This is a genomic window from Cytophagales bacterium (genome assembly GCA_019456305.1).
In the GTDB taxonomy this organism is placed as follows: domain Bacteria; phylum Bacteroidota; class Bacteroidia; order Cytophagales; family VRUD01; genus VRUD01.
The window spans coordinates 37,610-49,800 of record VRUD01000026.1; the positions used below are offsets into that span (position 1 = coordinate 37,610).

Consider the following 12,191-nt stretch of genomic DNA (forward strand, 5'->3'; position numbering starts at 1 on the left):
TTTCCTGTTCAAATTTAGACCTCACTTACTTCATGTTTCCCAGCAAAAACCTTCATCACATCAACCAATACCTCAACGCTTTCAAGAGGCATAGCATTATATATAGAAGCTCTGAAACCGCCTACAGACCGATGCCCTTTTATTCCAATAATATCATGTTCGGCAGCGAGCGCCAGGAACTCTGATTCTAGATCAGGATTGTCCATAATGAAAGTGACATTCATTTTAGAACGGTCTTCTTTATTTGCTGTTCCTTTGAATAATGGGTTTTTGTCGATTTCTTCGTAAAGCAAATCAGCTTTTTCAATATTTTTTCTTTCCATTTCAGCTAACCCTCCCTGCTCTTTTAGCCACTTTAAGGTTTGTAAAGAGGCATAAATCGCAAATACGGGGGGCGTATTAAATAAAGAACCGCCTTCTATATGTGTTCTGTAATCCAGCATAGTTGGAATTTCCCGTTTCACTTTTCCTAAAATTTCATCTTTAACGATCACTAATGTAACTCCGGCTGGTCCCAGGTTCTTTTGAGCTCCTGCATAAATGAGCGCATATTTTGATACATCAACAGTACGGCTAAATATGTCTGATGAGAAGTCGGCAACTAATGGAATATTCACATTATAATCTTCATAGATCTGGGTGCCGAAAATGGTATTATTGGTGGTGATATGAAAATAGGCAGCATTTTCCGGCAGATCATACTGTTTGGGGATGTAGTTGTAATTTGAGTCGGAAGAAGATGCGACAACATTTACATTGCCGAAAAACTTAACCTCTTTGATGGCTTTTTTTGCCCATGAACCGGTCTCAAGATATGCTGCAGTTTGTCCCTCATCTAAAAGGTTATATGGGATCATGCAAAATTGCAGGCTTGCACCGCCTTGCAGGAACAAAACGGAATACCCGTCCGGCACATTGAGTAATTCTTTTATAAGCGTTGTAGCTTCTTCAATTATCCCGGTAAATTCTTTACTTCTATGAGAAATTTCGAGAATGGACAATCCGCTATTGTAAAGCTCATTCACAGCTTTTGCCGAATTTTCTATAGTGTAACCGGGCAAAAGCGAAGGACCCGGATTAAAATTGTATTTTTTCATAACAATATTAATTTTTTTTCGTAAACCCTGTTAAAGAAATATAAATAAATAGTGATATTAAACTGTTTTTGCTTATTCATTTTAGATAATCACTGTCTATATCTATTACTTTTTTAAACGGTGTAAAGATAGTATATTTTAAGCGATAATTTTATAATAGAATAATAAAATTCATTACAAATTTAATAACATGTATTTTCAGAGAAAAATCATTGTAATCCTAATCGTTAGTTTAACCCTATTTTTAACAGGTTGTGGTTTTAATAATAACGAAGAGAAAAAAATAGCACGGGAGTATGATGTAGAAAGCGTGGGAGATTTAATAGTATCAGTAGAAAATATCCCAGACCTGTCTAATCAAATAATTGAAAGTATTCTAAATTCTTTCCCATCACCTGTAGAAATATCTTACCTTCTTAAAGCTGTTGGTACTGGTTATTCTTATAATATTTTAAATCCTGCAGATAACAAAAATAAATATATAACAAGCTATAAGAAAGCTATAAATCTTGGTACTTATGGAGCAGATCTTGGCTATACAAACATATATGCACAGAGAAGAGATGTGATAGAGTACCTGAATCTTGTCTATGAACTTGCTAATGAAATTTCGATAGGTCATGTTTTTGACTTTAATTCAATCAAAAGGGTGGCTCTAAACAGTGAAAACTTAGATTCGTTATTATATATGACTACTGTAAATTACGAAAGGATGAATAAATATTTACGTGAGCAAGATCAATTAAAGTTAAGTGTCTTAATGCTTACCGGGGGTTGGTTAGAATCTATATACCTCTTATCACAGGTAGCTAAGCAAAGCGGTAATGATGAATTAAAAGAAAGGGTAGGTGAACAGAAAATAACCCTTGATAACATCATGCTGCTTTTATCTGTCTACCAGGTTGACCCTGATGTAAGAAAATTACTTAATAAATTTATGAAACTGAAAAATCTTTATGACCAGGTAGAGATCGTGTATCATTACGCTGAACCTGATTTTACGGAAGTAGATGGAAAGATGGCAGTAGTAGATAATAGTACAACGACTATAAATATCTCTGATGAGTTATTTATGCAGATCATTGAAATGATAGAGTCGATTCGTAGTGGGATTATCACATAATAGGAAAAATTATTTACTTTACCGTGTTTTATGACTTATTCTTCTTTTCTCCCTTCGTATTTTAAGGACCCTGTAGTTAACTATTACGCCAATAATAAATGTAAATAACCCTAACAGAAAAACTCCCAGATCAATGAACCATTGCAGAGGATCAATATGCAAAATTCTAACATTAAAAATAAAAAAACGAAAGGGGTTCCCAATCAACATATTGAGTTCAATACTCCAGGTTATTAAAACAAAAGAAGTTCCTAATAAAAAGCCATAGATTATTCTCCAGTTAGAATAGATTTTAGTTTTCTTTTTTTGGGGATACTTCATTGAACCATTGATCATTATCAAATATTCATTAATCCAATTTCTTACTTCAAGCTATTATCAGCAATCTTACAATTTAAAGTTCAAAATTCAAAATTTTGAACTATTAATCATCATTAAACCCAAATACTTTAATAAATTTATCAAATATAGTATTATTATGATATATCCCTGTGAATTTTTCTGCTCCAGGCCCATAAGCAAATACCGGTACCATCACTCCTGTATGATTAGTTGTAGTAAAAGTACCATTTACTGTTCCGGATAAAAAATCACCTCCATTTATTGCCAGTCCTCCGGTTTCATGGTCAGCAGTGATAACAACTAATGTTTGACCATCTTGCCGGGCAAAATCTAATACCAACCCAATTACTTTATCAAAATCCAGCATTTCATCAATAATATATTGAACATCGTTTGCATGGCCTCCCCAGTCTATTTGCGAGCCTTCTATCATTAAAAAGAATCCTTTTTCATTGTTATTCAATATATTGATCGCTGTCATTGCTGCTTTAGACAAATAGTCTCCCCTGCCTTCTGACATTTTAACTGGCTGGTCTTCAGCAATAAAACCTGCCAGTTTGTTGCTATCAATTTGAGCAATGGCATCAATATCAAAAAGAACCTGGTAACCTTTTACTTTTAAGCTATCAATTAAGTTTTTACCATCGCTTCTCTGGTTAAAATGTTTGCTGCCACCGCCAATAAATACATCTATATCTGTTTTTAAAAAATCTGCAGCAATTGCTTCATACATTTCTCTGTGTGGTTGATGAGCGATAAAAGCTGCCGGTGTCGCATGCGTGATGGAGCTTGTTGCTACCAACCCGGTAGCCAGGCCATGAGCTTCAGCTATTTCAAGGATCGTTGGTAATGGCTTACCATTTATGTCAACACCTATTGACAGATTATTGGTTTTTTTCCCGGTAGCAAATGCTGTTGCACTAGCGCCTGAGTCTGTAATATAATTATTTGCAGAATTGGTCTTAGACAATCCTATGTATTTGATCCGTTCTAAGTTAAGCGAACCTCTGTTTGCTGTCAGTCCGGCATAAATTTGGCTTAGCCCCATCCCATCACCAATTAAGAAAATAATATTTTTTGCCTGTTTGTTTGCTGGATTAGATTCAAATGCTGCCTGTTCATCACTTTTATTCCCGGGTATTCGGGGTATTTTTTTTGAATCTGTATTGCAAGAAAAGATGAAAATGCACAAGCACAGATAAAAAAGAAATTTAATGACTATTCGCTTTTTTGTGTCAGTACAATTATAATGCATGAATGCATGATTGCATGGATGCATACAACCATGCAACCATGCAATATTTACCATCTTGTGTAAATAAAGGGATAGGAATATTTTTTTTTTCATATTCTATTTAATCTGTAAATAAGCTGCCAAATCTCCACTTTCTTGCTTACATTTACTAATTAATAGAAAACTTTTTCCCAGGCAAGACTTTAACGATACCCTGAAATTCTAAATTCAACAAAAGCGAAGCTGTTTTACTTATAGGTAATTGCGTTTTTATGCTGAGATCATCAATCATCATTTCTCCCGCCTCTTTCAGCAATTCATAGATCTTTACTTCATCAGTTGTTAATTTTGATATATCAAACGAATAACTCAGATTATTAGTTCCCTTGTCCCGGTTATTACCAGGACCTGAGGAAAGTTTTTCTTGTTTTGTAACCCAGTTCATCACATATTTGATGTCTTCAATTGATGTTAGTAAATTTGCTCTATGCGATTTTATAAGATTGTTGCAGCCTTCTGAAAATTTCTCACCGATATTACCGGGTACAGCAAATACGTCTCTATTATAGCTATTGGCAATTTCGGCTGTGATGAGTGCTCCTCCTCTTTTTCCGGCTTCTATTACAATGATACAATCTGCCAATCCTGCGATAATGCGATTTCTTGTAGGAAAATGGGGCGCATCGGGTTTTTTACCAAAGGGATATTCTGTAAGAATGCCGCCATTTTCAAGCATTTTTACTACTGTGTTCCGGTGCACAGCAGGATAGATAATGTCTATGCCGCTTGCCATTACTCCCACTGTAGGAAGGTGATGATACAATGCACGTCTATGTGCAGTTATGTCAATACCGTAAGCTAAACCGCTTACAATCAGGGCATTGAATTGAGTAAATTCTTCTATTAATTCATTTACAATTCTTTTTCCATATTCTGTTGCCTGCCGTGTTCCTATTATACTAACAACTTTCGTATTATCCAGGTTTGTATTACCCTTAAAGTAAATTAACTCCGGGGCATCAATAATTTGTTTAAGCCTTTTTGGGTAACGTTGGTGAGTGTAAAATATCAGTTCTATATCATACTTCCTGGCAAAATTAATTTCTTTTTCTGCAAGTTTTAGCACATTTTGATTTAATATTACCTTTGCCAGGTGCTCCCCAATCCCTGGAATTTTTAATAATTTGCCTTTTGGTGTTTTGAATACTGCCTCAGCTGAACCGCAATAGCTTACTAATTGTTTGGTAAGCATATTTCCGATTCCTGAAAGCAAGCCTAGTGCAACTTCATATAACAACTTGTCATTCATCAAATAAACTGGTTACTGCTTGCCCCGCACATAACTTATGTGCGGGGCTTGCCAGATTCTGGTAACAAGGCTTAGATCGGTTGAATACGTAAAATTAAATGTTATTAATAATTTTTGTGTAATTTGATAAAAAAATCGGGTATTATGCCCTTTTTTACGATTCGGAAGGAAGTTTGATGGCGTTGCATTCTAATAGCTAGTTTATTAGATGTAAGATGTTTGATGTACGGATAAAGGATACACCGAATATTCCCATCAACCATTATCGGTTAGCTGTTAGCTGTTAATTTCAGTATAATAATGAAACTGTTGATCATGCGTTGCTCTTCATGCAACCCTTCAAAAAGCTGTTAGCTGTTAGCTGTTGGCTGTTAGCTAAAAGCCAAAAGCTAATAGCTAAAAGCTAACAGATTCCATTCCTCGTTCCCAAATTTTCAATCTTCTAAAGTTCTTCATTTTGATTTTGTGTTATCAAATCTATTGCTAACAGCTAACAGCTAATAGCTAAAAGCTAACAGCTATCCATCTAATGCCTTCTCTATATATTTATAAATTATGTTAGAATTAAAATTGCTCATTTCATCATCTTTTAAAGTTCTTTCCAAAGAACCTTTGTGATAAAAAATTACTTTACCTTTTTTATCTATTATTACATGAAGCGGAACGGTAACAATTTGCTTTAAAGCATCTTTATTCCATTGCTCACTATCAAAATTAGAGTACTTGTTAATAAGCTCTTGTTCATTAGTGATCTGTTGAAATTTAAAGATCACATCTTTATTTTTGAAAAAGTTGAAAACTTTTTCTTCATCTTCAGTGGTGATTGCGAGGAATTCTACTGGTTTCTCTTTATATTTATCAACTAAAGCATTAAGTTTTGGAATTTCTTTAATACAGGGAGCACACCATGTGCCCCAAAAGTTCAGTATAACTACTTTACCTTGTAGGCTGCTCAGCAAGGTCTTTTTCCCTTTAGGATTGACAAAATAAAAATCAATGGCATCTTGGGCGAAAACAAAGTGAGCATATATGGCAATTAAAATTGAGAATATACTTTTTTTCATTTTGTAAATATAAGAATTTTTATTTATTTCTATGAATTCTAAAAAAATTATATTTTCTTTGGGATATATTTTTAGACTAATAACAAATTAAAAATGAAAAATAAATTATTTTGGGCGGTTATTATAATCTTTTTTTCCTGTGAATCGGAACACAAAGAAAAGGAAAAAATAGCGAAAGAAACTATTATTGACACATTAGCCCACGTAAAAAAGTCAATAGCAGATAGTTTGGTTAACATTGAATTGACGATTACGAGGAGTACCGAAGTAACGGAAGATAAGCCCTTCCCGGATCCTCTTTTTTTACAGAAAATCAAACAAAAGGAAGAAGAACTTTTTAATTTTAAAAAAGAACTTGAAATAATTGCTCTTACGTTGGATAACAGGGAGAAAGAACTCAATGCCAGAGAAAATAAATTAAGCAGTAAAGAATTGGAAATTAGGGTTCAGTTAGATAGTATTAAAGAGACAAAACAAAACATTTTTCAAAAAAATGTGACGCCTGAACCTAGTGAACAAGAGATTGATTTGTTAGAAGCGCAAAGAAATGACTTTGGAGAACAAATGAAATTTTTTGAAGAAAAGAAAAAGATGTTTGAGCAGGAGCAAGCTCAGTTTTTAAAGGTAAAAGAAGAATTTAATTCGAGGCTAAGACAGTTTGAGGAAACTCAATCTGCCGACAAAACTATAGCAGCAGCAGGAGAAGAGGGAGAAGAAGTGGTAGAAGGAGCAGTAGGAGAAGAGAGAGAAGATGTGGTAGAAGGAGCAGCGGGAGAAGAGAGAGAAAAAGTGGCAGAAGCAGAAGAAAAAACAGCGGAAGAAAAAATAGAGTTGCCTGAGGCTGAAAAAAAATGGGTCATCTATAATACCACCAACTCCGGACTTCCAGACAATTATATCAGAGCAATTACAATAGATGGAAAAGGTAATAAATGGATCGGAACCAGCAGGGGGCTGGTTCAGTTTGACGGTAAAGATTTTACCGTTTATAATACATTGAATTGTGAGCTTCCTGACGAATATGTAAATGCAATAGCCATAGACAAAAGTGAAAAGGTGTGGATCGCAACCGATGATGGCATTGCCAGGTTTGACCCAGATGGGGAAATAGAAAAAATGTGGACAATTTATCAAAAATCAAATCCATCTGCACAGGATTATGTGTATAATCCTGTCAAATCTGTTACAATAGATGAAAAAGGAATAAAATGGTTTGGGTCTGAAGCAGGATTAATGAAGTTTGTTCAGGGTGATAGCGAGGGATCCCCTGATAAGTGGAAGATTTATAATACTTCAAATTCAAGCATACCTGATGATGAAATTGGGTCAGTCACGATTGATAAACAAGGACTTAAATGGATTGGAACTTATTATGGAGGATTAGCAAGTTTTGATGAAGTAAAATGCACTGTTTATAACCAGGAAAATTCCGGTTTACCTACCCAGGGCGGTGTAGGAATTATCGCAATTGATACTATTGGTAATAAGTGGGTTGCAACAGGTAATGGATTGGTGAAATTAAAGGCAGATGGACAGCCAGGTGAGAAATGTATTGTATATAATAAATTAAATTCAGGATTGCCCATCAACTCAATTGGTGCGCTTGCCTTTGACAAAGGTGGAAATCTATGGATCGGTACATGGGGTGGGGGATTGGTGAAATATGATGGTACCAACTGGAAGGTCTATGATCAATCAAATTCACAGCTTCCACATAATAAGATATGGTCAATATTAATTGATGAAAACGATTATAAATGGATTGGAACTTTGTCGGGTGGGTTGGCAGTTTTTAAATGAAAATAAAAGTAAATCCAAAGACAAAGAAAATTTAAAATGAAAAAAACTGCCTCCCTATTTTTACTTTTTACTTTTTACTTAAAAGCAACGGACAGGAGGATATGAGAATTGGCAATAGAAATTGCTGATAAACTATACGAAATTATTGTAGCACGAAATTTATTTCGTGGTAAAATTATATATCCCGCGATATAAATATCGCGCTACAGTTCAGAAACTCCTGACTTCTCGTAATCTGTGTTTACAGTTTCGGACAAGGGATAACCATTTCCTTGAATTTAGGCTTCTTTGCCCTACTGTAGCCATAAAGCATGAATTCGTAAATAATTGCAATTTCAAAGGAGCCGGTAGTAGTAGAGCTAAGTTTTGAAATTGTAAGATCGTAACTAAATCCTATGATCAGGTCATTATCAAATCCCAGCAGATTTTCTTCTTTAATTCCTCCCATGAAAACAAGTGCATCATGGTGCACATCCTTTTCAGCATCTTTTTTAATAGCCGGAAGCCCCCTGTACCAAACTCCAAACATAACAGGACGATAATTCCAATAGATCCCTAGATCTAACTGGTCAAATTTTCCCTGCATCTTGTAATTGATTGCCGGGGAAATACTTTGGCTATTCTTCTTCCTGGCTATAATACTGCCTATTGGTATTTTAGCGCCTGCATGGAAGGTTGTTTTCAATGGTAAAACACTTTTAGTTTCCACGAAAGATTGATTGGGCAGGGTTAGATGATTCGCTGAAATACCAAACCAATAATTAATAGCATTATCCCTGGTAAAATTTGAATACGTCAATCCTCCGGCAGAAAAATCAAAGTATCTTATCTTATCACTACCTCGGTCTTCTTGTGTAAGAGGAGAGATTGTGCCACCAACGCCAAATTGATCTCTAAACGTGAGCAAGCTAAAATCATAACTTCTAAACGTGTATGAAAAATTCAATCCACCCCTTGCATACCAATGCCGGGCAATTGGTAGCATGTATGAATACAGAAAACCCAGATTGGTTTGGCTCTGTAACTTTACACTTTTACCAATGCCTATAGCATCGTACCATTGCTTGTCAACTCCTGCGTAACTCCTTGTAGCCAAAAATCCAAAACCACTTTTCCATTTTCTGACATTAATATCCAGTGAGACGGCCCTTGAATCAAAACGGTTTACATTTTTTTTCCATTGATTTCTGGCATTGACGACCAACCTTGCGAAAGGTGTTGTGCCTGTAAGTGCAGGGTTCAGGTATAGGGGAGCTGCATAGAACTGGGAAAATTGCGGATCCTGAGAAAAACAGTTGATCCAGATACTCGGGAACAGTTGACAGTTGACAAAGAAGAAAAAACATGCAATTGACAACCGGAAATGGGCTATATGTTGTAAAAGTCGTTTCATTTTTAAATTGTTATATTGTTTACTATCAATATTCAATTGTCTATTGTCTACTGTCTATTGTCTACTGTCTACTGTCTACTGCGTACTATTGCTCATCAGGTACTCCGCTCTGCCACGGCTTAAGTTCATAATCTTTAACAATTTCTTTATATGAATTTTCCCCCTCTAATACAAAGTTTGAATGATAGGGTTTGTACCCTTTCACTAATATTGTCATTTCAAAAACCTTTCCGGGAGGTATTACCAGCATATATTGTCCCGTTGAAGAATTCGAATGATAAATTCCCTCTGTTTTCCTTGTCTCATTGTCAATCATCATGATTGTCGCTCCCAAGGGTTCTTTTGTTTCAGATGACCTGATTACGCCTTTCATTACGATCAGGTCAACCATTTTAGTGGGCATGTGTACAACATAGATGTCGTGTCCTCCAAAACCGCCTTTCATATCGGATGAATAATAGCCCCTTTCACCGCTTGCAGAGATAACGAAAAAACGGTCATCACCTACATGATTAATAGGATAACCAAGATTTTCCGGCTCACTCCATAATCCATCTTCACCTAACTCAGACTTGAAAATATCAAAACCGCCCATGGTATTGTGACCTTGTGAGCCGAAATATAATGTTTTGCCATTCACATGTATAAAAGGCTCATCTTCATCATATGGAGTGTTAATAGTGGGGCCAAGATTTTGAGCTGGTCCCCATTCATAAATTGGATCCGCCTCTGCCTTATATATATCCCTGCCTCCATATCCTCCTGGTCTGTCGCTTGAAAAATACAAAACTTTTCTGTCAGCCGTCATGCTTGCACTTGATTCCTGCCAATTGGTATTTATATTTCTCCCTAATTTTCTTGGAACTGACCATGAAGTTCCTTTTAAACTGGAAACATAGATATCACCGGTAAGCAATTGTTCTTCATCAGTTCTATAGATAAAAAGCTCCTGGCCATCAGTAGACAGGCCAATACAGGCGTCATGTGTATTTGTATTTATATTTGTATCAATTTTTTCAGCTTTAGTCCATGCTCCGTTTTTTTTATAAGATATGTAAACGTCTTCAAAATATTCATTGTTGGGGTCTAATAATCTCCCTGTACTTTCTTCATGTCTTGACGTGAATATCATCACAGATTCATCTGCTGTAATTACCGGTACATAATCGGCATAGGGAGAATTAATATTTTCCTCCAGGTTTTCAATTTTCACATCTACAGGATTTGCAATCATTTGTTTGGCTCTTTTTGAAATCTCAATATATCTGTTAACGTCAGAATTCTTATATTCTTTAACAGTTAAAGAATTTCTGTATTTCTGAAATGCCTTAATGGCATCGTCAAAACGGCTGTCTAAATGGTATGCTAATCCCAGGTCAAAATAGACATCGGTTTTACCTGCCTCAATAGCTTTCTCAAAAAATGTTATCGCCTGCTGATGATATTTCGTGGTATATAAATAACAAATTGCGATTTTATAATTTAATTCGGCATTCGCGATATCATTTTTATATAAAGATATATAACGAGGAAGTGCACGCTGGTAAAGCCCCCCATCAAAATAATAGTCTGCAAGTTTAGTGCTAAGCTTTTTTTCCCTTTTGTTTATACTTATTGAGTCTGTATTTGCAATAACACCATTTTGTAGTAAATTTTTATCCGTGAAAAAATATAGCGCTAACGCCGGCAAATATGCTGCTTTTCCATCATAATCGACTATTTTTAAGCGATAGTATGGGTAAGGGATTTTAGGTGAAAGACTTGTATCAACTACCGTATAATATAGTGCAACACTGCTATTTCCAGCGCCATCAATATTAATTAAATCTTCAAAATTTACGCCATCATTACTTCGCTGTACGGTAAAATAATCGTTATTGTGTTCAGAGGATGTTACCCAATAAATAATGGCTTTATCGTCTTCTGACCATATTGTAAAGAAAACAACATCTGTAGCTAAAGAATCAACAGTTTCTTTAATATTTTGTGCCCCAACTTTCCCAAAGCCGGTTGTAAGCAAAATAGTTATCAATAATATGTAAGAGATATTTTTAGAATACATTACGTTGATTTTTTTGTTAATTTTCTAATTTACAAATTATCTAAGTAACATCACATAACCTGTTTTAGATAATTCATCGCCACTACAAAATACTACATCAATTGTAAATACATAAACATCTTGTTTGGCCATTTTCCCTCTGTAAAATCCATTCCAGCCCTTCCAGTTTTTTAATCCGTCAGGATCGGCAGGGGGGCAGTCTGTTTCCTCGTGGCTTTCAAATATCAGTTCACCCCATTTATTAAATATTCGCATTTCATAACTTTTCAATATGCCAACTATATATGGATAAAAAACCTGGTTTTCTGCCGTACTAATATTTGTTAGAGTTGGATCAACATTTTCTTCTCCATTTGATGAACCGCTTGCTAATCCTGTAAATGCGTTTGGAATTAATAATTTAGTACCTTTTATAACCGTTACTGCTGAAATTAATCTAAACGTATCTTTACATCCTCCACTACTCGTTGCAATTAATTCTACATCATAGGTACCCTCTTGTGAGTAACTTGTACACACAACGGGATCAGTTAAATTAGAAGTTTTGCCATTACCAAAATCCCATTCTAATTGAACGTAATTTAGTGATTTATTATTAAAACACGCCTGGTTGCCAATCAGAACCTGTGTTGGTGGGGGAATAAACAAGGCTACTGGTAACGGATAAATTGTTATTGTAGCACTCTGTACTGAAATACAAGTATCATATGAAGTATATTCACAAGCTGTAAGGGTAACAGTAAATGTTCCTCCTTGATTATATGTAT

General features: G+C 35.2%; 10 protein-coding genes. 3 read left to right on the top strand and 7 right to left on the bottom strand.

The genetic code is table 11. The features are described from left to right. Positions 1 to 14: 14 nt before the first annotated feature. The gene (gene serC / locus FVQ77_07395) at positions 15 to 1,097 is read right to left on the bottom strand and encodes a 3-phosphoserine/phosphohydroxythreonine transaminase (protein MBW8050149.1); all 1,083 of its coding nucleotides are present in this window, start codon (positions 1,095 to 1,097) and stop codon (positions 15 to 17) included. A 190-nt stretch (positions 1,098 to 1,287) separates the two neighbouring features. Between serC and FVQ77_07400 the strand changes: the two genes are divergently transcribed. Next, a complete protein-coding gene (locus FVQ77_07400) occupies positions 1,288 to 2,220 on the top strand; it encodes a hypothetical protein (GenBank protein ID MBW8050150.1) in 933 nt (310 codons plus the stop codon). Between the two features lie 424 nt (positions 2,221 to 2,644). On the opposite strand, the gene FVQ77_07405 is transcribed toward FVQ77_07400, so the two are convergent. The 3 genes from FVQ77_07405 to FVQ77_07415 form a co-directional block, all read right to left on the bottom strand. Continuing rightward, positions 2,645 to 3,817, bottom strand: a complete 1,173-nt coding sequence (locus FVQ77_07405) for an alkaline phosphatase (protein MBW8050151.1) — start codon at positions 3,815 to 3,817, stop codon at positions 2,645 to 2,647. Between the two features lie 148 nt (positions 3,818 to 3,965). Continuing rightward, on the bottom strand, positions 3,966 to 5,105 hold the full coding sequence (gene dprA, locus FVQ77_07410) for a DNA-protecting protein DprA (GenBank protein ID MBW8050152.1): 1,140 nt from the start codon (positions 5,103 to 5,105) through the stop codon (positions 3,966 to 3,968). Between the two features lie 518 nt (positions 5,106 to 5,623). Further along, positions 5,624 to 6,169: a TlpA family protein disulfide reductase gene (locus FVQ77_07415; GenBank protein MBW8050153.1), complete on the bottom strand. Its 546-nt coding sequence runs from the start codon at positions 6,167 to 6,169 to the stop codon at positions 5,624 to 5,626. Positions 6,170 to 6,262: 93 nt separating this feature from the next. On the opposite strand from FVQ77_07415, the gene FVQ77_07420 reads away from it, so the two are divergent. After that, positions 6,263 to 7,969 (top strand): hypothetical protein, encoded by a 1,707-nt coding sequence (locus tag FVQ77_07420; GenBank protein MBW8050154.1) that lies wholly within the window; start codon positions 6,263 to 6,265, stop codon positions 7,967 to 7,969. Positions 7,970 to 8,210: 241 nt separating this feature from the next. Here the strand turns inward: FVQ77_07420 and FVQ77_07425 are convergent, their stop codons facing one another. Further along, the gene (locus tag FVQ77_07425) at positions 8,211 to 9,362 is read right to left on the bottom strand and encodes a type IX secretion system membrane protein PorP/SprF (protein MBW8050155.1); all 1,152 of its coding nucleotides are present in this window, start codon (positions 9,360 to 9,362) and stop codon (positions 8,211 to 8,213) included. On the opposite strand from FVQ77_07425, the gene FVQ77_07430 reads away from it, so the two are divergent. Further along, the gene (locus FVQ77_07430; protein ID MBW8050156.1) at positions 9,295 to 9,516 is read left to right on the top strand and encodes a hypothetical protein; all 222 of its coding nucleotides are present in this window, start codon (positions 9,295 to 9,297) and stop codon (positions 9,514 to 9,516) included. The genes FVQ77_07425 and FVQ77_07430 overlap by 68 nt on opposite strands. Here FVQ77_07430 and FVQ77_07435 read toward each other — a convergent pair. Then, positions 9,448 to 11,424, bottom strand: a complete 1,977-nt coding sequence (locus FVQ77_07435; protein MBW8050157.1) for a tetratricopeptide repeat protein — start codon at positions 11,422 to 11,424, stop codon at positions 9,448 to 9,450. The two genes, FVQ77_07430 and FVQ77_07435, sit on opposite strands and share 69 nt — an antisense overlap. 36 nt (positions 11,425 to 11,460) lie before the next feature. Next, a partial coding sequence (locus FVQ77_07440; protein MBW8050158.1) for a hypothetical protein occupies positions 11,461 to 12,191 on the bottom strand: 731 nt, incomplete at its 5' end.